This is a genomic window from Ideonella sp. (assembly GCF_041918995.1).
Taxonomy (GTDB): Bacteria; Pseudomonadota; Gammaproteobacteria; order Burkholderiales; family Burkholderiaceae_C; genus Ideonella.
Genome location: NZ_JAYRUN010000021.1, coordinates 22,575 through 49,201 on the forward strand (window position 1 = coordinate 22,575; position 26,627 = coordinate 49,201).

General features: G+C 73.6%; 17 protein-coding genes. 2 read left to right on the forward strand and 15 right to left on the reverse strand.

Annotated features, from left to right (window positions below; translation table 11 throughout):
• Positions 1-2: 2 nt before the first annotated feature.
• On the reverse strand, positions 3-2,726 hold the full coding sequence (locus tag ACE3UN_RS16925) for a [protein-PII] uridylyltransferase (protein ID WP_374676156.1): 2,724 nt from the start codon (positions 2,724-2,726) through the stop codon (positions 3-5).
• Positions 2,727-2,734: 8 nt separating this feature from the next.
• Positions 2,735-3,538, reverse strand: a complete 804-nt coding sequence (gene map / locus ACE3UN_RS16930) for a type I methionyl aminopeptidase (RefSeq protein WP_374676157.1) — start codon at positions 3,536-3,538, stop codon at positions 2,735-2,737.
• A 103-nt stretch (positions 3,539-3,641) separates the two neighbouring features.
• Between map and purL the strand changes: the two genes are divergently transcribed.
• Entirely contained in the window at positions 3,642-7,673 is a 4,032-nt protein-coding gene (purL, locus tag ACE3UN_RS16935; RefSeq protein WP_374676158.1) for a phosphoribosylformylglycinamidine synthase, read from the forward strand.
• 32 nt (positions 7,674-7,705) lie between these two features.
• Here the strand turns inward: purL and ACE3UN_RS16940 are convergent, their stop codons facing one another.
• From ACE3UN_RS16940 to ACE3UN_RS16960, 5 genes are all read right to left on the reverse strand, one after another.
• Complete coding sequence (locus ACE3UN_RS16940) at positions 7,706-9,550, reverse strand: putative bifunctional diguanylate cyclase/phosphodiesterase (protein WP_374676159.1); 1,845 nt, start codon at positions 9,548-9,550, stop codon at positions 7,706-7,708.
• Positions 9,551-9,654: 104 nt separating this feature from the next.
• Complete coding sequence (locus tag ACE3UN_RS16945; RefSeq protein ID WP_374676160.1) at positions 9,655-12,750, reverse strand: ATP-binding protein; 3,096 nt, start codon at positions 12,748-12,750, stop codon at positions 9,655-9,657.
• 72 nt (positions 12,751-12,822) lie between these two features.
• Complete coding sequence (locus tag ACE3UN_RS16950) at positions 12,823-13,410, reverse strand: NAD(P)H-dependent oxidoreductase (protein WP_374676161.1); 588 nt, start codon at positions 13,408-13,410, stop codon at positions 12,823-12,825.
• Between the two features lie 106 nt (positions 13,411-13,516).
• Entirely contained in the window at positions 13,517-15,799 is a 2,283-nt protein-coding gene (locus tag ACE3UN_RS16955) for a molybdopterin-dependent oxidoreductase (RefSeq protein WP_374676162.1), read from the reverse strand.
• Positions 15,800-15,883: 84 nt separating this feature from the next.
• Positions 15,884-16,753, reverse strand: coding sequence for a helix-turn-helix domain-containing protein (locus tag ACE3UN_RS16960; protein WP_374676163.1), 870 nt, complete (start codon positions 16,751-16,753; stop codon positions 15,884-15,886).
• A gap of 137 nt (positions 16,754-16,890) precedes the next feature.
• On the opposite strand from ACE3UN_RS16960, the gene ACE3UN_RS16965 reads away from it, so the two are divergent.
• Complete coding sequence (locus tag ACE3UN_RS16965) at positions 16,891-17,328, forward strand: hypothetical protein (RefSeq protein ID WP_374676164.1); 438 nt, start codon at positions 16,891-16,893, stop codon at positions 17,326-17,328.
• On the opposite strand, the gene ACE3UN_RS16970 is transcribed toward ACE3UN_RS16965, so the two are convergent.
• From ACE3UN_RS16970 to ACE3UN_RS17005, 8 genes are all read right to left on the reverse strand, one after another.
• Positions 17,321-17,809 (reverse strand): thioesterase family protein, encoded by a 489-nt coding sequence (locus tag ACE3UN_RS16970; protein ID WP_374676165.1) that lies wholly within the window; start codon positions 17,807-17,809, stop codon positions 17,321-17,323. The genes ACE3UN_RS16965 and ACE3UN_RS16970 overlap by 8 nt on opposite strands.
• Before the next feature lie 9 nt (positions 17,810-17,818).
• Positions 17,819-18,658 (reverse strand): SDR family oxidoreductase, encoded by an 840-nt coding sequence (locus ACE3UN_RS16975; protein WP_374676166.1) that lies wholly within the window; start codon positions 18,656-18,658, stop codon positions 17,819-17,821.
• An 11-nt stretch (positions 18,659-18,669) separates the two neighbouring features.
• Complete coding sequence (locus ACE3UN_RS16980; protein WP_374676167.1) at positions 18,670-19,572, reverse strand: 3-keto-5-aminohexanoate cleavage protein; 903 nt, start codon at positions 19,570-19,572, stop codon at positions 18,670-18,672.
• A complete protein-coding gene (locus tag ACE3UN_RS16985; RefSeq protein ID WP_374676168.1) occupies positions 19,569-21,599 on the reverse strand; it encodes a biotin carboxylase N-terminal domain-containing protein in 2,031 nt (676 codons plus the stop codon). Before ACE3UN_RS16985 ends, ACE3UN_RS16980 begins: the two co-directional genes overlap by 4 nt.
• Positions 21,600-21,609: 10 nt before the next feature.
• Entirely contained in the window at positions 21,610-22,422 is an 813-nt protein-coding gene (locus ACE3UN_RS16990; RefSeq protein ID WP_374676169.1) for an enoyl-CoA hydratase/isomerase family protein, read from the reverse strand.
• 472 nt (positions 22,423-22,894) lie between these two features.
• Positions 22,895-24,052, reverse strand: a complete 1,158-nt coding sequence (locus ACE3UN_RS16995) for an acyl-CoA dehydrogenase family protein (RefSeq protein ID WP_374676170.1) — start codon at positions 24,050-24,052, stop codon at positions 22,895-22,897.
• 22 nt (positions 24,053-24,074) lie between these two features.
• Positions 24,075-25,685, reverse strand: coding sequence for an acyl-CoA carboxylase subunit beta (locus ACE3UN_RS17000; RefSeq protein ID WP_374676171.1), 1,611 nt, complete (start codon positions 25,683-25,685; stop codon positions 24,075-24,077).
• A complete protein-coding gene (locus ACE3UN_RS17005) occupies positions 25,673-26,596 on the reverse strand; it encodes an SDR family oxidoreductase (RefSeq protein ID WP_374676172.1) in 924 nt (307 codons plus the stop codon). The genes ACE3UN_RS17000 and ACE3UN_RS17005 overlap by 13 nt, the downstream gene beginning before the upstream one ends.
• Between the last annotated feature and the right edge of the window lie 31 nt (positions 26,597-26,627).

Here is a 26,627-nt window from a genome sequence, read left to right on the forward strand (position 1 = left end):
GGTCAGGGGGTCAGCGCCAAGGCGTCCAGCAGCTCGCTTTCCATCTGCAGCTGCAGGCGGGGGTTCTGCAGGGCGGGGCCGCTGACCAGGAAGGTGTCCTCCACCCGCTCACCCAGCGTGGACACCTTGGCCAGCTGCAGGTTGACCTGGTGCTTGCCGAGCACCCGCGCGATGGCGTACAGCAGGCCGGAGCGGTCGCTGGCGCTGACGGTGACCACCCAGCGCTGCGCCTTCTCGTCCGGCCGCAGCGACACGCGCGGCTGGATGGGGAAGGACTTGACGCGGCGCGACACCCGGCCGCGGCTGGGCGCCGGCAGCGGGCCGTCGGACGCGAGCGCGAGCGCCGCCTGCGTCTCCACCAGCGAGATCATGTCGCGGTAGGCACTGGCTGCATGGGGGTCGACAGACGGGCTGACGACCTGGAAGGTGTCCAGCGCGTAGCCGGCGCGGGTGGTGTGGATCTTGGCGTCCTGGATGGAGAAGCCGGCGGAATCGAAATAGCCGCAGATGCGGGCGAACAGGTCGGGCCGGTCGGGCGCGAACACCAGCACCTGCAGGCCCTCGCCGATGGGCGAGGGGCGCGCCCGCACGATGGGCTGCCGGGCCTCGAGGTGGCGCCAGAGCGAACGGGCATGCCAGGCGATCTCGGCCGCGTCGTGGCGGGCGAAGTAGCTCACGTCCAGCGTCTTCCACAGCGGCTGCTCGGTGCCCGGCAGCGCCGAGTGCAGGGCGAGGATGTGCTGCGCCTCCTGCTTGCGCGCCTCCACCTCGGCGTCGGCGCTGGGCGAGGCGCCGCCGAGCACGCGCAGCGTGAGGCGGTACAGGTCTTCCAGCAGCTTGCCCTTCCAGGCGTTCCACACCTTGGGGCCGGTGCCGCGGATGTCGGCCACGGTGAGCAGGTACAGCGCGGTGAGGTGGCGCGCGTCGCCCATGAGGCGCGCGAAGTGGCCGATGACCTCGGGGTCCGACAGGTCCTCCTTCTGCGCCACGCGGCTCATGGTGAGGTGGTGGCGCACCAGGAACTCGGCCAGGCTGGCGTCGGCCGGCTCCACGCCGTGCTCACGGCAGAAGCGCCGCACCTCCACCGCGCCGAGGTCGGAGTGGTCGCCGCCGCGGCCCTTGGCCACGTCGTGGAACAGCGCGGCGATGTAGAGGATCCAGGGCTTGTCCCAGCCGGCGGCGAGCTGGCTGCAGAAGGGGTACTCGTGCGCGTGCTCGGGCACGAAGAAGCGGCGCACGTTGCGCAGCACCATGAGGATGTGCTGGTCCACGGTGTACACGTGGAACAGGTCGTGCTGCATGCGGCCGACGATGCGGCGGAACACCCACAGGTAGCGGCCCAGCACCGAGGTCTGGTTCATCAGCCGGAAGGCGTGCGTCTGGCCCTGCGGCTGGCGCAGGATGTCCATGAACAGCTCCCGGTTGACGGGGTCGCGCCGGAAGCCGCCATCCATGAGGTTGCGGGCGTTGTACAGCGCCCGCAGCGTGCGCGCCGAGAGGCCCTTGATGCCGGGCGTCTGCTGGAAGACGAGGAAGGTCTCCAGGATGGCATGCGGGTTGTCGGTGTAGAGGTCGTCGCGCGCCACCTCCAGCATGCCCGCGCGGTCCAGGAACCGGGCGTTGATGGGCCGCATGGGCACGTCCTCGGTGCCGTTGACCCGCTCCTCGATGTTGAGCATGAGGATCTGGTTCAGCTGCGTCACCGCCTTGGCCGCCCAGTAGTAGCGGTGCATCAGCACCTCGGAGGGGCGGGTGCCGCGGTCGCCCTCAAGGGAGCGACGGGCCGCTCCCGAGCTCCCTTGACCCCCTCGGGGGGCCTGCGGCTGGGCCGCAGGTTCGGGGGCGTACTTGATGCCGAAGCTCTGCGCCACGGCCGTCTGCAGGTCGAACACCAGCCGGTCCTCGCGCCGGCCGGCCACGAGGTGCAGCCGCGCGCGGATGAGCTTGAGCGTGCCCTCCTGGCGCTGCAGCTGCTTGACCTCGAACGGCGTGATCAGGCCGCGCGCGGCCAGCTCCGTCCAGGTGCGGCCGAGCCCGGCCGCGCGCGCCACCCACATCACCACCTGCAGGTCGCGCAGGCCGCCGGGGCTTTCCTTGCAGTTGGGCTCCAGGGCGTAGGGCGTGTCCTCGTACTTCACATGGCGCTGGCGCATCTCCAGCGTCTTGGCGCGCAGGAAGGTGCGCGGCTCCATGGCGGCGGTGTTGGCGTGGCGGAAGGTGTTGAACAGCCGGCGCGAGCCGCAGAGGAAGCGGCTCTCCAGCAGCGCCGTCTGCACCGTGACGTCCTTCTGCGCCTCGGCGATGCACTCGTCCACCGTGCGCACCGAGGAGCCGATCTCCAGGCCCACGTCCCAGCAGGCCGTGATGAAGGCGGACAGGGTGGCGCGCGTGGCGGGGTCGTCCGCCGCGTGGGACAGCGTGGGCGGCAGCAGCAGCAGCACGTCCACGTCGGAATGCGGGAACAGCTCGCCGCGCCCATAACCGCCCACGGCCAGCAGGGCCGCGCCGGCGGGCATGCCGCTGTGCTGCCACAGGGCCACCAGCGTGGTGTCCACATGCCGGGCCAGGCCGCGCAGCAGGCGCGCGGCGCCGGTGATGCTGGGCCGGCCCGCCGCGAAACGGCCGATCAGGCCCGCCTTGCCGGCCCGGAACTGCTCGCGCAGCTCGGCCAGCGGGACGGCCGGTGTGCCGGCCGACGCAGGCAGGGCCTCATCCAGCGGTGCCATGGGACGCCTCAGGCGCCGACGAACTCGGGCGGCGGCGGGCTGCCGGCGGACACCGTGAGCACCTCGTAGCCGGTGTCGGTGACCACGATGGTGTGCTCCCACTGCGCCGACAGCGACCGGTCCTTGGTGACGATGGTCCAGCCGTCGCCGGTTTCCCTGATCTCGCGCCGGCCGGCGTTGATCATGGGCTCGATGGTGAACACCATGCCCGGCTGCAGCTCTTCCAGGGTGCCCGGGCGGCCGTAGTGCAGCACCTGCGGCTCCTCGTGGAACTTCTGGCCGATGCCGTGGCCGCAGAACTCGCGCACGATGGAGAAGCCCTGGTTCTCCGCGAAGGTCTGGATGGCGTGGCCGATGTCGCCCAGGCGCGCGCCCGGGCGCACCTTGACGATGCCGCGCCACATGGCCTCGTAGGTGATGGCGCACAGGCGCTTCGAGGCGATGGAGCCCTCGCCGACGATGAACATGCGGCTGGTGTCGCCGTGCCAGCCGTCCTTGATGACGGTGACGTCGATGTTGACGATGTCGCCGTTCTTCAGGGGCCGGTCGTTGGGGATGCCGTGGCAGACCTGGTGGTTGATCGAGGTGCAGATCGACTTGGGGTAGGGCGTGTAGCCCGGCGGCTGGTAGTTCAGCGGCGCAGGCACCGCCTGCTGGACGTTCACGATGTGGTCATGCGCCAGCTTGTCGAGCTGCTCGGTGGTGATGCCGGGCTTCACATGCGGCGTGAGCATGTCCAGCACCTCGGAGGCGAGACGGCCGGCCACGCGCATGGCCTCGATGTCGCCGGCGGACTTCAGGGTGATCGTCATGGGCCGGCATTCTCTCATCGCACCGTAAAATCGCGGGCTTTCCCTGTGGCTTGCCCCTGACCGACGGGGTGCCGCCCGCCCCAGAGCCCCACCCTTGGCCGCCATGTCCACCGCCCATCCGCACCTTCTGCATTTCGAGGGCGGCAACGCCCTGTCCGCCTTCCGCGCGCAGGCGCTGCTCGCCCGGCTGCAGGCCGCCTGCCCGCGCGTCACGGGCGTGACGGCCCGCTTCGTGCACTGGGTGGGGCTGGACCGGCCGCTGGACGCCGCGGCCGGCGACAAGCTGGCGGCGCTGCTGCAGTACGGCGAGCCGGCCGCGGTGGCCGAAGGCGAGCTGGTGGTGGTGATGCCGCGCCTGGGCACGGTGTCGCCGTGGGCCAGCAAGGCCACCGACATCGCCCACAACTGCGGCCTGCCCATCCACCGGGTGGAGCGGGTGACCGAGTTCCGCCTGGCGCTCAGAACGGGGCTGGTGGCTGGCCTGGTGGGCGGGGCCAAGCCGCTGTCGGCCGACGAACGCGCGGCCTGCGCGGCCGTGCTGCACGACCGCATGACCGAGAGCGTGGCCTTCGAGCGCGAGGCGGCCCGCCACCTCTTCGACGAGCAGCCGGCCGATCCGCTGGCCCATGTGGACGTGCTGGGGCAGGGCCGCGCGGCGCTGGAGCGCGCGAACACCGAGTTCGGCCTGGCGCTGTCGGACGACGAGATCGACTACCTGGTGGAGGCCTTCACCGGCCTGAAGCGCAACCCGAGCGACGTGGAACTGATGATGTTCGCCCAGGCGAACAGCGAGCACTGCCGCCACAAGATCTTCAACGCCGAGTTCACCATCGACGGCCAGAAGCAGCCGCTGTCGATGTTCGGCATGATCCGCCACACCGAGAAGACCAACCCCCAGCGCAGCATCGTCGCCTACAGCGACAACGCCGCCGTGATGCAGGGCGGGCCGGTCGAGCGCTGGCTGCCGGAGGGCTTCACCAACGCGCCGAAGTACGGCGCGCGCGCCGAGACGGCCCACGTGCTGATGAAGGTGGAAACGCACAACCACCCGACGGCCATCTCGCCCTTCCCGGGCGCGTCCACCGGCGCGGGCGGCGAGATCCGCGACGAGGGCGCCACCGGCCGTGGCGCGCGGCCCAAGGCCGGCCTCACCGGCTTCTCGGTGAGCAACCTGCACCTGCCGGGCCTGCCTGGCTTGTCCGGCCCCGACCACCCCGAGCCGTGGGAGCGCGCGCCCTACGGCAAGCCCGCGCACATCGCCAGCGCGCTGCAGATCATGACCGAGGGGCCGCTGGGCGGCGCGGCCTTCAACAACGAATTCGGCCGGCCCAACCTGGGCGGCTACTTCCGCGTGTTCGAGCAGACCGTGGGCACGGGCACCGACGCGGTTCGCCGCGGCTACCACAAGCCCATCATGATCGCCGGCGGCCTGGGCGCCATCAGCGACGGCCAGACCCACAAGCTGCCCTTCGGTGCCGGCACGCTGCTGGTGCAGCTGGGCGGCCCGGGCATGCGCATCGGCATGGGCGGTGGCGCGGCCAGCTCCATGGCGGCAGGCACCAACACCGCCGCGCTCGATTTCGATTCCGTGCAGCGCGGCAACCCCGAGATCCAGCGCCGTGCCCAGGAGGTCATCAACCACTGCTGGGCGCTCGGCGCGAACAACCCCATCCTGGCCATCCACGACGTGGGCGCGGGCGGGATCAGCAACGCCTTCCCCGAGCTGGTGGATGGCGCGGGTCAGGGCGCGCGCTTCGATATGCGCAAGGTGCCGCTGGAGGAAACCGGCCTGGCGCCCAAGGAGATCTGGTGCAACGAGAGCCAGGAGCGGTACGTCCTGGCACTGAATCCTGAGCTGCTGCCGCTGTTCGAGCAGATGTGCGAGCGCGAGCGCTGCCCGTTCGCCGTGGTGGGCGTGGCCACGAGCGACCGCGAGCTGGTGCTGGAGGACGGCCCCGGCGGCGAACGCGTGATCGACATGCCCATGGACGTGCTGCTGGGCAAGCCGCCCAAGATGCAGCGTGACGTGCAGCGCGTGGCCCGCCGCTCGGCCCCGCTGGACCTGACCGGCGTGGCGCTCAAGACGGTGGCCTTCGACGTGCTGCGCCACCCCACGGTGGCCAGCAAGCGCTTCCTGGTGACCATCGGCGACCGCACCGTGGGCGGCCTGAACCACCGCGACCAGATGGTGGGCCCGTGGCAGGTGCCGGTGGCCGACTGCGCGGTGACCCTGGCCGACTACGCCGGCCTGCGCGGCGAGGCCATGGCCATGGGCGAGCGCACGCCGCTGGCCGCGCTGGACGCGCCGGCCTCCGGCCGCATGGCCGTGGCCGAGGCCATCACCAACCTGCTGGCCGCGCCCATCACGCTGGAGCACGTGAAGCTCAGCTGCAACTGGATGGCCGCGTGCGGCGAGCCGGGCGAGGACGCGGCGCTGTACGACACCGTGAAGGCCGTGGGCATGGAGCTGTGCCCGGCGCTGGGCATCGGCGTGCCGGTGGGCAAGGATTCGCTGTCCATGCGCACGCGCTGGAGCGATGCCGGGGTGCAGAAGCAGGTGGTGGCACCGGTGTCGCTCATCGTCTCGGCCTTCGTCACGCTGGACGACGTGCGCGGCACGCTCACGCCGCAGCTGCAAGGCGGCGACACCACGCTGATCCTGGTGGATCTCGGCGCCGGCCGCGCCCGCATGGGCGGCTCCATCCTGGCGCAGACGCTGCAGCAGTTCGGCGACACGGTGCCTGACCTGGACGACCCCGCACGCCTGAAGGCGCTGGTGGCCGCCGTGAACGCCCTGCGTGCCGACGGCAAGCTGCTCGCCTACCACGACCGCTCCGACGGCGGCCTGTGGGCGGCGGCCTGCGAGATGGCCTTCGCCGGCCAGCGCGGCGTGAGCCTGAACGTGGACATGCTGGTCACCGAGGGCGACGGCATCGCCGACAGCCGCGCCGACTTCGGCGACTCCAAGAACTGGGCGGCCCAGGTGAGCGGCCGGCGCGACGAACTCACGCTCAAGGCGCTGTTCAACGAGGAGCTGGGCGCGCTGGTGCAGGTGAAGACCAGCGACCGCGACGCCGTGCTGGCCACGCTGCGCGCGCACGGCCTGTCGGCCTGCAGCCATGTGGTGGGCAAGACCAACGACAAGCACGCTGTCGAGGTCTGGCGCGACGCCAAGGTGCAGTTCGGCGCCCCGCTGCGCGATTTGCAGCAGGCCTGGGACGAGGTGAGCTGGCGCATCGCCCGCCTGCGCGACAACCCGGCGTGTGCCGACAGCGAGCACGCCCTGGCCGGCGGCGAGGACCCCGGCCTGCACGTCGCGCTCGGCTTCGACCCGGCCGAGGACGTGGCGGCGCCCTTCATCGCCACGGGCAAGCGCCCCGCGCTGGCCATCCTGCGCGAGCAGGGCGTCAACAGCCACGTCGAGATGAGCTACGCCATGCACCAGGCCGGCTTCGACACCTTCGACGTGCACATGAGCGACCTCCACGCCGGCCGGGCGCGCCTGGACCAGTTCCAGGGCTTCGTGGCCTGTGGCGGCTTCTCCTACGGCGACACGCTGGGCGCCGGCGAGGGCTGGGCGCGCTCGATCATGTTCAACCCGGCGCTGGCCGAGCAGTTCGCGGCCTTCTTCGCGCGGCCGGACAGCTTCGCGCTGGGCGTGTGCAACGGCTGCCAGATGATGGCCGCGCTGGCGCCCATCATCCCTGGCGCCGAGGCATGGCCGCGCTTCACCCGCAACAAGAGCGAGCAGTACGAGGCGCGCCTGGCGATGGTGGAGGTGCTGGACAGCCCGTCGCTGTTCTTCCGCGGCATGGCCGGCAGCCGCCTGCCCGTGGCGGTGGCCCACGGCGAGGGCTTCGCCGACTTTTCGCAGCGCGGGCAGGCCGACGCGGTGCACCGCGCCCTGCGTTTCGTGGACGGCCACGGCGCGCCCACCGAGACCTACCCGCTCAACCCCAACGGCAGCCCCGGTGGCCTCACCTCGGTGACCACGGCCGACGGCCGCTTCACCGTGCTGATGCCGCACCCGGAGCGGGTGTTCCGCCATGCGCAGATGAGCTGGACGGACGGCGATATCGCCGCCCACAGCCCCTGGATGCGCATGTTCCGCAACGCCCGGCAGTGGATCGCCTGACGTGACGCGGCGGCGCCGCGTGCGCCGTCAGGTCAGGTCGCCGTCCAGTCGCGCAAGCGCTCGGCGGTGAGCTCTTCGGGGCGGTGGAAGGCGTGGCCCTGGCCCCAGGTGACGCCCAGGTCACGCAGCTGGCCGGCCACCTGTTCGCTTTCCACCCACTCGGCCACCACCGGCTTGTCCAGCAGGCGCGCCATCTCGGTCATGGAGCGCACCATGCCGGCATGCACCTCGTCGGTGTCCATGTCGCGCACGAAGACGCCGTCGATCTTGATGGCGTCGAAGGGCAGCCGGCGCAGGGTGCTGAAGGACGCGAAGCCGCTGCCGAAATCGTCCAGCGCGAAGCGGCAGCCCAGGTCCCGCAGCTGCTGCATGAACTGGCTCGCGGCGTCGAGATTGACGATGGCCTCGGTCTCGGTGATCTCGAAGCACAGCAGCCGCCCCGGCACCCGGTGCTCGTCCAGCCAGGCGGCCACCTGGGCGGGCAGGGTGGTGTCACGCACGGACACCGCGGACAGGTTCACCGCCACCTGGCCGATGGCGGCGTGCCGGTCGGGCACCTGGCCCAGCAGCTGGATCACCTGGCGCACCATCCAGCGGTCGATGTCGGTCACCAGGTGGAAGCGCACGGCCGGGCCGATGAACTGGCCGGGCAGCAGCAGGCGCTGGCGCTCGGGGTCCCACAGCCGGACGAGCGTTTCCAGTCGCAGCGGCGCGGGCTCGCCGTCGGCCGGTGGGCGCAGGGGCACGATGCGCTGCGCGTGGATGCGGAAGTGCTGCTGCTGCAGGGCGTCGAACAGGGTCAGGGCCCAGTTGGTGGACCCGCGGCCGGCGTCCGCAGGCTCGTCGCCCGGGGGGGGCGCGGCGGGGGCGGGCGAATGCACGCGCAGCGTGCCGCGGCCGGCGCGCTTGGCGTGGTAGGCGCATTCGTCCGCGGTGAGCATCAGCTGCTCGAAGCTGACGATGTAGCGCGTGAGCGGCACCAGCGCGATGGACACCGACAGCGGGAAGCGCCGCTCCTCCCAGGGGAACTCGTAGGCCGCCACCTGGGCCTGGATGCGCTCGGCCAGCGCCACGGCCTGGGCGGTGGACAGCCCCGCCGCCACGACGCCGAACTGGTCGCCGCCCAGGCGGGCCAGGAAGTCCTGGCGGCCCAGGCAGCCGGCCACCAGCTCGGCGAACTGGCGCAGCAGCTCGTCGCCGGCGATGCAGCCGCAGCTCTCGTTGACGAGTCGGAACTGGTCGATGTCCAGCAGCAGGAAGGCGGCGGGCTGGCCGTCGCGCTGCAGCTGGGCCAGCAGCTCGCTCACATGGGCGTCCAGCGCGCCGCGGTTGAACTGGCGGGTGACGAAATCGTGCGTGGCGAGGTAGTTGAGCCGGTCCTGCATGTACCGGCGCTCGTTGATCTCGATGCGCAGCTGGCGGTTGGCCAGCGTGAGCTCGGCCGTGCGGTCGCGCACGCGCTCCTCCAGGCTGCGGTTGAGCTCGCGCAGCTCGCGCAGCAGCACCAGCCGCTCGACCTGGTGGCGCACCCGGGCGCGCACTTCCTCGGCGTGCAGCGGCTTGGTGATGTAGTCGCTGCCGCCCATGGCGAACCCCGCGGCGAGGTCGTCGGTGCGGGCGGTGACGAAGACCACGGGGATCTCCGCGAGCGACATGTCGGCCTTCAGGCGGCGGCAGACCTCGAAGCCGTCCATGCCGGGCATCATCACGTCCAGCAGGATCAGGTCGGGGCGGCGGCGGGCCGCCAGTTCCAGGGCGCGTTGCCCCTGGTTGGCCACCATGATCTCGCAGCCGAGGCCGTCCAGGATGGCGCTCAGGACATCGATGTTCTCGGGCGTGTCGTCGACGATCAGGACGGTGAGCGGTCGGCCATCCACGGCAGAAAGCCTTTGGGCAGGGGCGTAACGAGGCCAGTGTATGCCACCGCCGGCGCGCACCGGCACGGGGCGTCGCCCTGGCGCGCGTGCGGTAATGCGCGCGTTCAGGCGCCCGCCGGGGCCTCGTCCAGCCAGGCCTGCACCGCCCGTTCCAGCGCCTGCAGGTCGTAGCGGCGCAGCAGGGCCTCCCATGCGGTGCGCTGCGCGGCCGGGGGCAGGCCGGCGGGCAGGCCCGCCAGGGCGGCACGCGCAGCGGGCGCGTCCCCGTCGGCCGCGGCGGCGCGCAGCGCCTGCAGCAGGGCGCGCCCGGCCGCGTCCAGCGGCAGCGCAGGCGCCTCGGTGGCCGCGGGCGCGGACGGGGCGCCTGCCGCCGGGACGTCGGCGTCGTCCAGCCGGGCGCCGCCGTGCCGCTGCAGCAGGCGGGCGATCTCGGGCAGCACGTAAGGCTTGGCCACGTAGTCGCTGAAGCCCGCCTCCAGGTAGAAGCGGCGTTCATGCTCCAGGCTGGACGCGGTGACCGCCACCACCGGCCAGGCCGCGGTGCCGGGGTCGGCGCGCAGGGCCCGCAGCATGTCCAGGCCGGACATGCGCGGCATGCGGATGTCGGTGAAGACGATGTCGAACCCCTCGTTCAACGAGGTGGCCGCGCGGCAGGCCGCCAGACCGGCCTGGCCGTCGTCCGCAGTGACCACCTGGCAGCCGATGTCGGCCAGCACCCCCGCCAGCAGCTCGCGGCTGGCGGTGTCGTCCTCCACCACCAGCGCGCGGCAGCGGCTGCCGGCCGCCAGGCGGCCGAGGGTGGCCGGCTCGGCGGGCGGCAGCGCCGACGGGTCCCGCAGGGGCAGTGGCAGGTGCAGCCAGGCGCGTGTGCCCTGGCCCGGGCGACCGGCCAGTCCCAGCTCGCCTCCCATGCTGCGCACGATCTCGCGCGACAGCGCCAGCCCCAGGCCCGTGCCGCCCTTGTCGCGCCCGGCCTCGCCCTGGCTGAAGGGCGCGAACAGGCGCTCGCGCTCGGCGTCGTCGAGCCCGGGGCCCGAGTCCGCCACCTCGATCCGGACGTCGTCGCCCTCGCGTCGGGCCACCAGCGCCACGCTGCCGTGTTCGGTGAATTTCACCGCGTTGCCGAGCAGGTTGATGACCACCTGCCCCAGCTTCTGCCGGTCCGCCTCCACCACGCAGGGCTGCGGCAGGCCCTGCAGGTCCACCTGCAGGGCCAGGCCCTTGGCTGCTGCGCGGTCGGCGAACAGGGCGCCGATCTCGGCGAGCTCCCCGTGCAGGTCGAAGGGGGAGGGCCGCAGGGCGAGGCGGCCGGATTCGATCTTGGCCAGGTCCAGCACGTCGTTGATCAGGCCGAGCAGCCGCTGGCCGGCAGAGAGGATCACCTGCAGCCGCTGGCGGGCCGGTGCGGGCACGCTGGCGTCGCCGATGAGCACCTGGGTGAAGCCCAGCACGGCATTCAGCGGCGTGCGGATCTCGTGGCTCATGTTGGCCAGGAACAGCGACTTGGCCCGGCTGGCGGCCTCGGCATGCGCCTGGGCCTCGCGCAGCGACGCGTTCGAGCGCGCCAGGTCCTGCGTGCGTGCCGCCACCTGGGCCTCGAGCTGCTGCTGCTGGCCGGCGACCAGCAGGTCGTGGCGGCGGCGGGCGATCATGAAGCCCGCGAGCAGGGCGGTGAGGCTCAGGCCGGCCCCCAGCATCACGGCCTGCAGCCAGCCGGGGCGCGGTCCGGCCCGGGCCCAGGCCGGCTGCAGGCGCAGGGCCCATTGCCGGTCGGCCACCCGGACCGTGGCGTCGTGGTGCACGCCACTGGACAGGGTGGCGGCGGCCACCTCCTGCTCGGCCGGCGCCAGCACGCGCATGGCGAGGCCATCGCCCCAGTGCAGTGCGTGCGCGGCGGGCGCATCGGCGTCGCGCAGCAGCAGGTCATGGCCCTGGAAGCCGAGCTGGTCCATCGCGGTCTGCAGCAGCACCTCCACGTCGAGCGTGCTGGCCACCAGGCCCTGCATCGGCCCGCCGGCGTCCGCCGGCACCGGCGCGTACAGCACCTGCACATAGCGCCCGGACACCGATTGCGACACCGCATGCATGGGCAGGGAGGCGGCGATGCGGCCCGTGCGGCGCACCGTCTCGATGGCCGGCGCGCGCAGCGGGTCGGCCAGCTGGTCCAGGCCGACCAGCGACTCGAAGCCGGACTCCGGGTCGGTCCAGGCGACGGGGAAGTACTCGGGCCGGGGCCCGGCGGTCACCACCGTGTCGCGCGGGCTCAGCTCGCGCAGGGGCAGGCCCCCCTGCGCCGCCTCATGCGCGGCCCGGCCGGCGGCGGGGACGCGCGGCAGCCAGGCCACATGCTGCTGCCAAGGGCTGCGGCGCAGCATGGGACGCGACACCGCGCGGAACTCGTCGCCCGAGGTGTCCACGCGTTCGGCCAGGCGTTGCAGGACCTCCAGGTCGCGCACCGCGATGTCCAGCTGGTGCTGCAGCACCAGCGCCAGGCGCGTGGCGTCCGAGCGGAAGCGCTCGGCCTGCAGGTCGCGCTCCATCACGCTGGCGGTGAAGGTGGCGAACAGGGTGCCGCCCAGCCCCAGGCAGATGATGGGGAAGGCCTGGCTGGCCACGCGGCGATGCCGCAGCGCCGGGTGCAGCAGCAGCAGCAGCAGCGGGGTGAGCACCAGCGTGCCGGTGGCGTCGCCCACCCACCAGGTCAGGGCGTTGGCCAGCCACTCGCCCAGGGGTGTGCCGCCGAAGGCGTGCAGGGTGGCGGTGCCCACGGTGGCGCCGAGCACGCACGTGAGTGCCACGATGGCGGCGAAGGTGGCCGGCTGGCGCACCGGCTGCTCTTCGGCCCGCCCCACCACCTCCCGCGTCCACCAGGCCGCCAGCCCCGCCTGGGCGAGCGATCCGCCGGCCAGCAGCACGGCCCCGCCCAGCGCTGCCGCGGTCCAGCCGTGCTGCGGGCCGAAGTAGTCCAGCCAGTGGGTGAGCACGGCGCCCAACGCGAGGCCGGGCAGGGCGCGCCAGCCGGCCAGCATGAAGGCGGCCAGCGCCAGGCCGGCGGGCGGCCACACGGGCGCGATGCGCAGCGGGCCGTGCGCCAGCGCCAGCCCCAGCAGGGCGCCCCCGTGGTACAGCACGGCGAGCAGCAGCGTCAGCGCCAGCAGGCGCCACGCAGGGGGCAGGGAGGGGAAGAGGCGGGATTCCATCAGCGGCCGGCGCGCCGACGGATCATAGGGTCGCCGCGGCCCGCGTGCCCCTGTCGAGGCGCGCGGCCACGGTCATTCCGCCGCTTCGCCGAGCTGGCGCATCTGCGTGAGCCAGCGGCGGCTGGCGGCTTCGCTCAGCTGGCCGGCGCCGCCGATGAGCGTGTGGTGGATGGGCGCGATGCCGACGAAGCCGAGGATGTTGCGCTCCAGCGACCTCACGCTGTGGGCGCGGAAGACCCAGCGGTACACCGCCGCCGGCATGCCCATGGTCACCACCACCCTCGCTGAGCGGCCCGTCAGGCCCTTGTGCATGAACGGGTTGGTGCGCTCGCCCCGGAACGCGAAGCCGGGCCGGGCCACCTGCTCCAGGAAGCCCTTGAGCAGGGCCGGCATGTCGCCCAGCCAGAGCGGGAACAGCAGCACCAGGTGCTCGGCCCACTCGATGTCCTGCTGGGCCGAGCGCAGGCCTTCGGGCACGGGTTCGTGTTCCCAGGCGTGCTGGCTGCGCAGCAGCGGGAAATCCAGCCGGGCCACGTCCAGCCGGCGCACCATGTGGCCGGCGGTCTCGGCGCCTTCGGCGTAGGCGTCGGCCAGCGCATGGCCGAGGTGGGGGGCACTGGCGTCGGGGTGGCCTTGCAGGACGAGGATGCGGCGCGGCATGGGCTTGGCGGGGGACCGTCGGTGGGATGCGCCATGCTCGTCCGGGACGGACGCCGTGGCCTTGATGCCGCGCAAGCGGGTGGCCCGCGGCCGGGCCGCCGGCCGGTCAGGGCCCCGGCATGGCCGACAGCTCCACCGCCACGCCCGACAGCACGGCATTGCCGGACAGCGGGTCGCGCCGGGATTCGTCGAGCACGGCATTGAGGTTGGCACCCGGGCGCTCCGCGGCCAGCGCCAGGCGGGCGCCGGGGTGGTCGTGGCCCCAGCCGTGCGGCAGGCACACCACGCCGGGCATGAGCTCGTCGCTCAGTGCCACGGGCGCCACCAGCTGGCGGCCGGGCTGGTCGCCCAGCGGTCCCGCCGGGCGCAGCCGCGCGGGCGCGCCGGCCACCAGGCCGAGGCGTGCGGCATCCACCGGGTGCACGAGCAGGGTGCAGCGTTCGGGCCCCTTGGCCAGGGTGGGCAGGTTGTGCATCCAGCTGTTGTTGCTGCGCACGTCGCGCCGGCCGATGACCACCAGCGCGGGCGGCGGCTCGTCCAGCGCCGCCCGGGCGCGGGACAGGTCCGCCAGGCAGGCCGGCGGGGCCAGCTCGATGCGGCCGCTGGGTGTGCGCAGCAGTTCGGGAATGCGCGGCTGCAGCGGGCCCAGGTCCAGCCCGCCGGGGGCGGCGGCCACTCGGTCCAGCGTCAGCCCGTTGGGCTGGCGGCCGAAGCCGTCGCCCCAGGGGCCGGCGCGCAGCGCCAGGTCCAGCAGGCGCTCGGGGCCCCGACGGCCGCCCGCGGCCAGGGCGGCCAGCACCGCGCCGGCCTGCGCGCCGGCGAGGCGTCCCACGTCCTGCGCGAGCAGCTCGTCGTCCAGTGCCTGCAGGTCCACGCCGGCGCCGCGGCCCTGCACGATGGCCGCCAGGCGCAGCAGGTTCTCCCATTCCGCCGGCCGGGATGCGTCGGGTGGCAGCACGGCAGGCGTGTAGCGCGCATGGTTGCGGTGCGACAGCTGCGGGAACGCCACGTCGTAGTGCGATTCCTCCAGCGGCGACAGCCCGGGCAGGACCACGTCGGCATGGCGGCTGGTCTCGTTGAGGTAGATGTCCAGGCTCACCATGAAGTCGAGCCCGTCGAGCGCGCGCGACAGGCGCGGGCCGCCGGGGGCCGAGAGCACCGGGTTGGTGGCCACGGTGATGAGCGCCCGCACCTGGCCGGCGCCGGGCGTCTCGATCTCCTCGGCCAGCACGGTCATGGGCAGCTCGCCGAAGACCTCCGGCGCGCCGCTGACCCGGCTCGCGTGGCGCCCGGTGACGATGCCGCGCCCGATGCCCGGCGTGCCCGCGGTGTTCGCCGCGAACGCCGCGGCCTTGGGGAACATGGCGCCACCGGGCGCATCGAGGTGCCCGGTGAGCACGTTGAGCACGTCGATGAGCCAGGACGCCAGGGTGCCGAAGGCCTGGGTGCAGGTGCCGATGCGGCCGTAGACGCAGGCCCGCTCGGTGGCAGCCAGCTCGCGGGCCAGGCTGCGCAGGGTGGCCGCCAGCACGCCGCAGCGCTCGGCCACTGCCTCGGGCGGGAAGGGCGCGACAGCCTCGCGCACCGCCTCGATGCCCACGGTCCACTCGGCCAGGCGGCCGGGCCGCACGAGGCCTTCGTCGAACAGCGTGTGCACCATGGCGGCCAGCAGGAAGACGTCGGTGCCCGGGCGGATGGCGTGGTGGGCGTCGGCGATGGCCGCCGTTTCCGTGCGCCGCGGGTCGATGACCACCAGCCGCCCGCCCCGCTGGCGCAGGGCCTTGGCGCGGCCGCGGAAGTCGGTCACGGTCCAGAGGCTGCCGTTGCTGGCCATGGGATTGGCGCCCAGCATGAGCAGGAAGTCGCAGCGGTCGATGTCCGGCACGGCGATGCTCAGCCAATGGCCGAACATCCAGCCCGAGGCCAGCTGCTTGGGCATCTGGTCGAGCGTGGAGGCGGAAAACACGTTGCGGCTGCCCAGCGCCCGCGCCAGCCGGGGGAAGTACAGCCCGAGCGACATCTTGTGCGCCGCGGGGTTGCCGATGGCCAGCGCCACCGCGTCACGCCCGTGCTGCTCGATCAGCGGCACCAGCCGGCGCTCGATCTCGGCGAAGGCCTCCTCCCAGGTGGCGGGCTGCAGTTCGCCGCCGCGGCGCACCAGCGGCTGGCGCAGGCGGTCGGGGTCCTCGTGCAGGTCCTTCAGCGCGTAGCCCTTGGGGCAGAGGTACCCGCGCGAGAATACGTCGTCGGCGTGGCCACGGATGCCCACCACGCGCGGCGAAGCGGTGCCGTGGTCGATCTCCACCTCCAGGCCGCAGCAGGCTTCGCACAGTGGGCAGATGCGCAGGTGGCGGGTGCGGTCGGTCGTGTCGGGGGCGGCGGTGTCCATGGCATGTCCTGTTCGGGCAAGGCGCTGCTTGTCGCACGGCGGGCGGTCCACTGTCCGTCACCGGGGCGACGGGGTGGCTCGGGGTCAACCCGGGGGCGGGCCGGGCGGTGCGGGCGGCGGCGTGTCGGCCAGGGCGCGCAGCGCCGCGGCCGTGGCCTCGTCGGCCGGGAAGAAGGCCTCGATGGCCAGCTCGCTGAGCGTCACCTCCACGGGCGTGCCGAAGACGGTGACGGTGCTGATGAAGCTCAGCAGCCCGGCGGGCGAGTGCAGTTGCAGCGGCACGGCCAGCGCGGGCAGGCCCTGGGCGGGCGGGGTGGCGGCCGCGGGCTCGTCGGGCAACCGGGGCAGGGCCTGCAGCTCGTGCAGCAGGGCGGCCAGCCCCGGGTCGCCGCTGGCCTGCACCTGGTGGGCCAGGCGCTCGAACAGGTGCGTGCGCCAGGCCGGCAGGTTGGCGATGCGCGGCGCCAGGGCCTGCGGGTGCAACGACAGGCGCAGCACGTTCACGGGGGGCTGCAGCCAGTGCGCATCCAGGCCAGCCAGCAAGGCGCTCGCGGCCCGGTTCAGCGCCACCAGGTGCCAGTGCCGGTCCACGGCCAGGGCAGGGAAGGGCTCGTGGGCCGAGAGCACCTGCTGCACCACCGCATGCGCGGGCTGCAGGGCCGGGTCGCCCCAGGCGCGCTCGCGGTACATGGGCGCATAGCCCGCGGCGGTGAGCAGCCGGTTGCGCTCGCGCAGCGGCACGGCCAGCCGCTCCGACAGGCGCAGCAGCATCTCGCGGCTGGGCAGCGCGCGACCGGTCTCCAGGCAGCTCAGGTGCCGGGTCGAGACCTCGGCTTCCGCGGCCAGGTCCTGCTGGCTCCAGCGGCGGTGCTGGCGCCAATGGCGCAGCAGGGTGCCCACCGGCGCATCGGGTGGCGGGGCGGGCACGGTGGGAGGGGCAGGCGACGTGGGCATGCGGCCACGATAGCGGCACGCGGGTGGCAGGGGCATGACCTGCGAGGTCATGGACCCCGTGCACGGTGGCGGCCGACGATGGCGGCACGACGTTCCTGTCGTCCTCGTCCATCTCACCCCTTTTGCAGGAGATCGCCATGTCCCGCTTCACCGTCACCCCCTTCCTGCGCCGCGTGCTGCGCGTGGATGCCGTGCTCAGCGGCCTGACCGCCCTGGCGCTCGTGGCCGACGCCGAGCCGCTGGCGGCCTGGACCGGCCTGCCGGCCGGGCTGCTGCAGGCCACCGGCCTGGCGCTGGTGCCCTGGACGGCGGCGCTGGCCTGGATGGGCGGGCGCGAGAGCCTGCCCGTGGCCGCGCTGGGCACCGTCATCGCCCTGAACTTCGTGTGGGTGCTGGACACCGCGCTCGTGGCCTTCGGCGTGCTGGGCGCGGCGCAGACCGCCGGCGTGGCCATCGCCGCCGTGCAGGCAGTGGGCACGCTGGTGCTGGCCGAGCTGGAATGGTGGGGCCTGAAGCGCGCGCCGCGTGTCGGTGGCGTGGCCGCGGCCCCCGGGCGCGCCCGGCCGGTCAGCTGATCATGTACGCCGCCGCGGCGGTGGCGATCAGCGTGCCTTGGTCGTTGCACAGGCGCATCTGGGTGGAGCCGACGCGGCCGCCCAGGCGCGTCACCTCGGCCGTGGCCAGGAAGTGCTGGCCGATGCCCTGGCGCAGGTAGTCCACGCGCAGGTCGATGGTGCCCATGCGGGCGAAGCGGTGCATGACCTGGTCGGCCGACTCGTCCGCATGCTTCTCGGCGATGGCCACCATGAGCGCGAAGCCGCCCATGGCGTCCAGCGTGGCGGAGATCACCCCGCCGTGCAGGCGGCCGTAGAGGTAGTGGCCCACCAGTTCCGGCCGCATCTCGAAGCGCAGGGTGGGGCGGGCCGGCTCGGTCGTCACCACCTTCAGGCCCAGCACCTGGTTGAAGGTGATGCGCTGCTCGAACAGCTCGGTGAGGAACTGGTTCAGCTTGTCCTGTTCGGCGGGGCTGCGGCGGGCAGCGGGCGTGGCGGTCATGCGGTGGCGTCAGTCCAGGAAGAAGTCAGGGAGGAAGTTCGTGGTGCCCGGCACCACGGCATAGCCGCCGAGGTCGGTGATGCCGTGCGCGGCGAGCACCTCGTCGTCCACGTAGAACTGGCCGCTCGGTGCGGGTGCTGGCGTGGTGAGGAGGTGCCAGGCGGCGTCCGCCATGATCTGCGGCGTGCGGCAGAGCTTCGGGTCGACGCCCGGGATCATCTGCAGGGCGGCGGTGGCGATGGCGGTGCGCGGCCACAGGCTGTTGACCGCGATGCCCAGCTTGCGGAACTCCTGCGCGTGGCCCAGCGTGCACATGCTCATGCCGTACTTGGCCATGGTGTAGGCCACGTGGGGGCCGAACCAGTGCGGCTGCATGTTCAGCGGCGGCGACAGCGTGAGCACCTGCGGCGCACGGCCGGCGCGGGCGCTCGCCGTCAGTGCCTCCAGGCAGGCCTGGGTGCAGCAGTAGGTGCCACGCACGTTCACGCCGAACATCAGGTCGAAGCGTTTCATCGGCGTGGCGGGGGTCGGCGTCAGGCTGATCGCGCTGGCGTTGTTCACCAGGATGTCGATGCCGCCGAAGTGCGCCACGGTCTTCGCCACCGCGTCGGCCACCTGCGCCTCGTCGCGGATGTCGCAGGGCAGCACCAGCGCCTGGCCACCCGCGGCGCGCACCGCCTCGGCCGCCGCCGGCAGCGTGCCCGGTAGCTTGGGGTTGGGCTCCATGGTCTTGGCGACCAGCGCCACGTTGGCGCCGTCGGCCGCGGCGCGGGTGGCGATGGCCAGGCCGATGCCGCGCGAGGCGCCGGTGATGAACAGGGTCTTGCCCTGTAGGCTGCGGGTGCTCATGGGGGTCCTCGTCAAGTGGATGGCCCGGCGGGCGGCAGGCCGAGCATGCCACGCGCCTGGTCGGGGGTGGCCACGGCCCGGCCCGCGCGGCGGGCGCAGTCGGCCAGCGCCTCGATGAGCGCGCCGTTGCCGGGCGCGCGCTCGCCGCCGGGCAGGTAGAAGGTGTCTTCCAGCCCGGTGCGCAGCATGCCGCCCAGCTCGGCCACGCGCTGGTGCACGGGCCAGATCTCGGCGCGGCCGATCAGCGTGGCCTGCCACACGGCCTGGGGCGGCAGCCAGCGCGGCAACAGGGCCAGCAGCTCGGCGTCGCAGGGCATCCCGGAGGCGACGCCCATGACGAAGTTCAGCTCCGGCCGGCCCATGCCGGGGCGCAGCATGCCGGCCTGCACGTACATGGCCACCGAGCGCACGATGCCCACGTCGAAGCACTCGAACTCGGGGTGGGTGCCGCACTCGGCCATCACGTCCAGGAACTGCTGCACTTTGGCCACCGGGTTGTCGAACACCATGGGCGGCCAGGCCCATTGCCCGTCGGCCTTGAGCTTCAGGTAATTGAGGCTGCCGGCGTTGCAGGCGGCGATCTCGGGGCGCACGCGCCGCAGGCAGGCGGCCGGCCCGCTGATGTCCGGCCCGATGACGCCGGTGGTGAGGTTGATGATGACGCCCGGGCAGGCGTGGCGGATCGCGCCGACCACGTCCTCGGCCACGTCCGGGTCCCAGCTGGGGAGGTGGCCGCGGCCGGGGGCCTGGGCGCGCAGGTGCACGTGCATCACGCTGGCGCCGGCATCGAAGGCCTCGCGCGCCTCGGCGGCCATCTGCGCAGGGGTCACGGGTACCGGGTGCTGGCGGGGGTCGGTGAGCACGCCGGTGAGGGCGCAGGTCAGGATGGCGGGTGGGTTCGGCGGGGAACTCATGCGGGGGTGTCCTCCTCCAGGGCCAGCTCGACCAGCAGCGTGCCGGCCGCCACGGCGTCACCCGCGGCGACGTGGACCGCGCGCACGGTGCCGGCGGCGGCCGCGTGCTGCCACATCTCCATCTTCATGGCCTCCACGCTGGCCAGCGGGTCGCCCGCCGCCACGCGCTGGCCGGGGCGCACGGCCACCTGCGCCACCCGCCCGGCCACGGTGGCGCAGGCGCGTCGTGGGTCGGCCGCACGCCGGGCGTCCGGCCAGGGCGAGGGCTCGTCGAAACGGTACACGGCCGCCTCGTGGGCGAGCCACCAGCCGCCATCACCGGCCGGCCGCGCCACGTGGCACGCCGCCACGCCGTCGATCTCCAGGCGCCACCGGGCAGCCTCAGCGTCATGGGCCAGCACGCGCACCGTGGCGGGGGCCACGCCGGGCGTCGCGTCGGCAGGCACCAGCTGCACCACGTCACCGAGCCAGCGGGCCCGCCAGGCACGTTCGGCCCCCTGGCAGCGCAGGCGCAGCGGCACGGCGGCCAGCGCGGCCGGCCGCAGCGGCTCGGGCGTCCCGGCCGGCAGGCCATCGCGCGTCGCCAGGGCCGCCCCGGCCAGCCACAGGGCCTCCGGCGGCTCGGGCCGCCGCAGCAGCGGCTCGCCGCGTGTGGCCCACTCGTCCAGGCGTGTGGTGGTCATGCGGGCGTGGGTGAAGTCGTCGTGCTGCAGCACGCCGCGCAGGAACCGGGCATTGGTCGCCGGGCCGAACACCGGGCTGTCGTCCAGCGCGGCCACCAGGCGCCGGATGGCGTCGGCGCGGTCGTGCCCGTGCACGATGAGCTTGGCCAGCATCGGGTCGTACCAGGGGCTCACCGTGCTGCCCTCGGCAATGCCGGCGTCGATGCGCAGCGAGCCACCGGCGGCGGCCAGCGCCGCGCCGGGCCGCCAGTGGGCCACCGCGCCGGTCTGGGGCGTGAAGCCGTCGAACGGATCCTCGGCGTACAGGCGCGCCTCGATCGCGTGGCCGCGCCAGCGCACATCCGCCTGGCCACCGGGCAGCCAGGCGCGCAGCGGCTCGCCGGCCGCCACGCGCAGCTGCCACGCCACCAGGTCGACGCCGGTGAGCATCTCGGTCACCGGGTGCTCCACCTGCAGCCGGGTGTTCATCTCCAGGAAGAAGTGCTGTCCGGCGGTGTCGACCACGAACTCCACGGTGCCGGCGCCCACGTAGCCCACGGCGAGCGCCGCCGCGACGGCGTCGCGCCCCAGCCGTGCGCGCAGGGTGCCGTCGACGATGGGCGAGGGCGCTTCCTCGATCACCTTCTGGCGGCGCCGCTGGGCGGTGCAGTCGCGCTCGCCCAGGTGCACCGCATCGCCGTGGGCGTCGGCGAACACCTGCACCTCCACGTGGCGGGCGTCGCTCACCAGGCGCTCGAGCATGAGCCGGTCGTCGCCGAAGGCCGCGGCCGCCTCGCGCCGCGCCGCCGCGAGCGCCGCGGGCAGCTCGTCCAGCGCCTGCACCAGCCGCATGCCGCGCCCGCCGCCGCCGGCCACCGCCTTGACCAGCAGCGGCATGCCCAGCCGCTGCGCCTCCTGCACGAGACGGGCATCGTCCTGGTCGTCGGTGCCGCTGGGCAGGTAGCCCGGGGCGCACGGCACACCGGCCTGCTGCATGCGGCGCTTGGCCGCCGCCTTGTCCCCCATGGCGGCCATGGCCTCGGCCGGCGGGCCGATGAACACCAGGCCGGCCTGCACACAGGCGGCGGCGAACTCGGGCCGCTCGGAGAGGAAGCCGTAGCCCGGGTGCACCGCGTCGGCGCCGGTGCGGCGGGCGGCGTCCAGCAGGGCGGGGATGTGCAGGTAGCTCTCGGCGGCCGGCGCCGGGCCGATGGGCACCGCCTCGTCGGCCAGGGCCACGTGCGGCGCGACGGCATCGGCGTCGCTGTACACGGCCACCGTGCGGTAGCCCAGGGCGCGCGCCGTGCGGACGACCCGGCAGGCGATTTCGCCGCGGTTGGCGATGAGGATCTTGTGGAAGCCCATGGCCGTGTGCTCAGGGTCGCGGCGCCCAGGAAGGGGCCCGTCCTTGCAGGAAGGCCGCGATGCCCTCGGTGCCTTCGGGGCCGGTGGCGGCGCGGGCGAAGGCGGCGGCCGCCTCGGGCACCAGGTGTTCGGCTGGCTGCCAGCGGGCGCGGGCCACCAGGGCCTTGGTGGCCGCCACGGCCTGCGGCGCGCAGCGCAGCACCTGCGTCAGCACCTCCTGCACCGCGGCGTCGAGCGCATCCGGCGCATGCACGGCGTGCACCAGGCGCTGCGCCAGCGCGCCGGCCGCGTCCAGCGTGCCCCCGGTGACCGCAAGGCGCCGGGCCTCCGAGTAGCCCAGGCGCTCCACCAGGAAGGGCGCGATCTGCGCCGGCAGCATGCCCAGCGAGGTCTCGGGCAGGCGGAAGCGCGCGCTGTCGGCCGCGATCACCACATCGGCCACGCAGGCCAGGCCGAAGCCGCCGCCCATCACCGCGCCCTCGACCACCGCGATCACGGCGATGCCGGTGCGGCCGAAGGCCGCGCACAGTTCGCCGAAGCGGGCGTTGTGCTCGGCGATGGCGCGTTCGGGGTCACTGGCGGCCGTGGCGCGTGCGGATGCCATGTCCTTCAGGTCGGCGCCGGCGCAGAAATGGCCACCGGCGCCGCGCAGCACGATGGCGCGCACGTCGCCGGCCTGTTCGGCTTTGCGCAGTGCGTCGTGGAGCTCCGCCACCATGGCTTGCGACATGGCGTTGCGCAGCTCGGGGCGGTTCAGGGTGAGGTGGAGGATGCGGCCGGTCGCGCCGTGGGGCGCGGCGATGAGCTGGGCGAGGAGGTGCATGGTGTGCGGTGGGCGCGGTCGCGGGGCGTGGGGGCAGGCGGCGGGGCTCAAGCGTCCGCGCCCTCGGCCCGGGGGCCGAGGGTGCCCTGCGATGCTCGGCAGCGGGTCGCGCGGCTCAACTCGCTGCGCTCACTGGCGTTCGCTGCGCTCGGACAGTCGCCGCGAGTCAGTTCACGATGCGCGCTGCGCGCGCCGACCCGCCGCCTGCGCTTCTCGGCGCTCCCATTCGCCCCACCGCCTGCCCCCACGCCCCGCTCAGGCAGCCGCGATGCACACGGCGCGGTCGCAGTCCACCCCGGATGGCCCTCGCGCCAAGGCCCACCTGCCCGAGCACCGCAGGGCAGTCGGCGCGCAGCGCCGACCGCGGAACCCTGAGTCCCGGGTGGGTGGGCCCTGGCGCGACGAGAGGGCGCCGCAGGATCACTGGGCGTCGACACGCTCAGCCCGAACAGAACCGGGGGACCACCGGCCCTCACCGCGCCCCCTTCGGCAAGGTCCCTTCCAGCTTGCAGATGATGCCCAGCATCACCTCGTCCGCCCCGCCGCCGATGGACACCAGGCGCATGTCGCGCCAGGCCTGGGAGATGGGGTTGTCCAGCGTGAAGCCCATGCCGCCCCAGTACTGCAGGCAGGAATCCGCCACCTCGCGGCACAGGCGGCCACACTTCAGCTTGGCCATGGAGGCCAGGCGCGTCACGTCCTTGCCCGACACGTACTGCGCCACCGCGGAGTAGGTCAGCGCGCGCAGCGCCTCCACCTCGGTGCGCAGCTCGGCGAGCCGGAAGTGGACCACCTGGTTGTCGAGGATGGACCTGCCGAAGGCCTGGCGCTCGCGGGTGTAGGCGATGGTCTGGTCGATCAGGCGGTCCAGCGCGCGCAGGCTGTTCGCCGCGCCCCAGAGCCGCTCCTCCTGGAACTGCATCATCTGGTAGACGAAGCCCATGCCCTCCTGGCCCACCAGGTGGCGCCGCGGCACGCGCACGCCGTCGAAGAACAGCTGCGCCGTGTCGGACGAATCCATGCCGATCTTGGTGATCTTCTGCCGCGTGACGCCCGGCGCATCCATCGGCACGATGAGGAGGCTCTTGTTCTTGTGCGGCCCGCCCTCGTCGCTGGTGTTGGCCAGCAGGCAGCACCAGTCGGCCTGCAGGCCGTTGGTGATCCACATCTTGCTGCCGTCGATGACGTAGTCGCCGCCCTCGATGCGGGCGCGGGTCTTCAGCGCGGCCACGTCCGAGCCGCCGCCCGCTTCACTGACGCCCACGCAGCCCACGTAATCGCCCGCGATGCTGGGCGCCAGGAACTCGCGCCGAAGCTCGTCGGAGCCGAAGCGTGCCAGCGCCGGCGTGCACATGTCGGTCTGCACGCCGATGGCCATGGGCACGCCGCCGACGCTGCACTCGCCCAGCGCCTCGGCCATCACCATGGAGTAGCTGAAGTCCAGCCCGGCGCCGCCGAACTCCTCGGGGTACTTCAGCCCGAGCAGCCCCAGGTCGCCCAGCTGCTTGAACAGGGCGTGGCTGGGGAACTGCTCGGCGCGCTCCCACTCGGCCGCGAAGGGGTTGATGCGCTCGCGCACGAAGCGCAGCACGGTGTCCTGCAGGGCGCGGTGCTCGGGGGTGAACTGCACGGGTGTCTCCTGTCCGTGTCCGCTAGACGCGGGCGATGCCGAAGGTGTTGGGGTGCAGCTGGCGGCGCCCGGCCTCGGCAATGGTGTCCAGGCACAGCGCCAGCACGCGGCGCGTGTCGCGCGGGTCGATCACGCCGTCGTCCCACAGGCGCGCGGTGCCGAACAGCACGTGCGACTCGCGGTCGATGCGCTGGCGCAGCTGCTCGCTCATGGCCTGCAGCGCGGCAGGGTCGGGCACGTGGCCCTCGCGCTGCAGCTTGGCGGCGCCCACGATCTCCATGACCTTGGCCGCCTGCGCACCGCCCATCACCGCGGTGCGGGCGCTGGGCCAGCTGAAGATGAAACGCGGGTCGAAGCCCCGGCCGCACATGCCGTAGTTGCCGGCGCCGAAGGAGCCGCCCAGCACCACCGTGAGCTTGGGGCAGCGCGCGTTCGCCACCGCCTGGATCATGCGGCTGCCGTGGGCGATGGCGCCGGCGTGCTCAGCGGCGCGCCCCACCATGTAGCCGGTGGTGTTCTGCAGGAAGACCAGCGGCGTGCCCGACTGGTCGCACAGCTGGATGAACTGCGCCGCCTTGGACGAGCCTTGCGGCTGGATCGGGCCGTTGTTGCCGATGAGCCCAATGCGGTGGCCGGCCAGCCGCGCATGGCCGCACACGGTGTCGGCGGCGAACTCGGCCTTGCACTCCAGGAAGGCCGAGCCGTCCACCAGCCGGGCGATGACCTCCCGCACGTCGTAGGGCTCGCGCTCGTCGGCCGGCACCACGCCCATCAGTTCGCCGGCCGGGTACAGCGGCTCGGGGTGCGCCGCCGGGGGCGGCACCTCGTCCCACGGCAGGGCGCCCAGCAGCTCGCGCGCCAGGGCGAGGGCGTGGGCGTCGTTCTCGGCCAGGTACTCGCCCAGGCCGGTGAGGCGGGCGTGGGTGAGCGCACCGCCCAGGTCCTCGTCGGTGGCGTCCTCGCCGATGGCGGCCTTCACCAGCGGCGGGCCGGCCAGGTAGATGCTGGAGCGGCCGCGCACCAGCACCACGTAGTCCGACAGCCCGGGCAGGTAGGCGCCGCCGGCGGTGGACGGCCCGTGCACCACGGCGATCTGCGGGATGCCCGCTGCCGACAGCCGCGCCTGGTTGGCGAAGCTGCGCCCGCCTTCCACGAACATCTCGCTCTGGTACATCAGGTTGGCGCCCCCGGACTCCACCAGGTAGACCACCGGCAGCCGGTTCTCGCGCGCGATCTCCTGCGCGCGCAGCATCTTCTTCAGGCCCATGGGCGACACGGTGCCGCCCTTGAGCGACGCGTCGCTGGCCGACACCACGACGCGCCGGCCCGCCACCTGGCCGAGGCCCACGATGGCGCCGCCGCCCAGCACCGTGCGCCGGCCATCGTCGTCGTGCATGCCCCAGCCGGCCAGGGCAGACAGCTCCAGGAAGGGCGAGCCGCGGTCGAGCAGCGTGGCCACGCGGTCGCGCGGCAGCAGCTGGCCGCGCTCGGCGACGCGGGCCGCCTTCGCCGCGGAGGCCTCGGCCACCTGGGCCTGCAGCGCCTGCACCTCGGCCAGCCGCTCTGCCATGCGGGCCGCGTTGGCCGCGAAGCGCGGCGAGCGGGGGTCCAGTGCGGTGCTCAGGGCCGGCACGGCGGCTCCTCGGCGTCGTCCGCCGCGGCCGGGCCGCCCAGCACCTGCGGCACCACGGCGCGGTGGAAGCCCTGGAAGGGGGCGGAGCCGGCGTGGTCCACGCTCGGCCAGATGGCGCTGCCCAGCGAGGCCCCGCCGTCGATCTGCAGCGTGACGCCGGTGATGAAGGCCGCCGCCGTGGAGAGCAGGAACACGATGGCCGCCGAGACCTCGGCCTCGGTGGCCAGGCGGCGCAACGGCACGTGCGCGCGCAGCTGCGGGATCATGGCGCGCACCGCGCCGCCATAGGTGTCCATGCCGCTGCTGGCCACCCAGCCGGGCGCCACCGCGTTGACCCGCACATGCGCCCAGGCCCATTCCACGGCCGCGGTCTGGGTGAGGTTGGCCATGCCGGCCCGCGCCGCGCCCGAGTGCGCCATGCCGGGCATGCCGTTGCGGAAGTCGGCCGTCATGTTCACGATGGCGCCGCCGTGGTGCTGCAGGCTCTGCTGGAAGAGCTCGCGCATCATCAGGAAGCCGCCGGTGAGGTTGTTCGCCACCACCGCCTCGAAGCCCCGCTTGCTGATCAGGGCCATGGGCGACGGGAACTGGCCGCCGGCGTTGTTCACCAGGCCGTGCACCGGGCCGCTGGCCAGCACGTCCGCCACCTGCGCCTTGACCGCGTCCTCGTCCCGGATATCGAAGGCACGCCAGACGCAGCGCCCGCCGTCGTCCACGATCTCCCGGGCCACCTGCTCGAGCTTGGCGGCGGTGCGGCCGCTGAGCACCACCTCGGCGCCCAGCGAGGCGAGCTCATGGGCCACGCAGCGCCCGATGCCGGAACCGGCACCGGTGACCCACAGGCGTTGCCCGGCGAACAGGCCGGGGCGGAACACGCTGGCGTAGCGGGCCGAGGGGGACAGGGCGGTCATGGCACGGCCCGCCGGGCCGGGGGACCGCGGG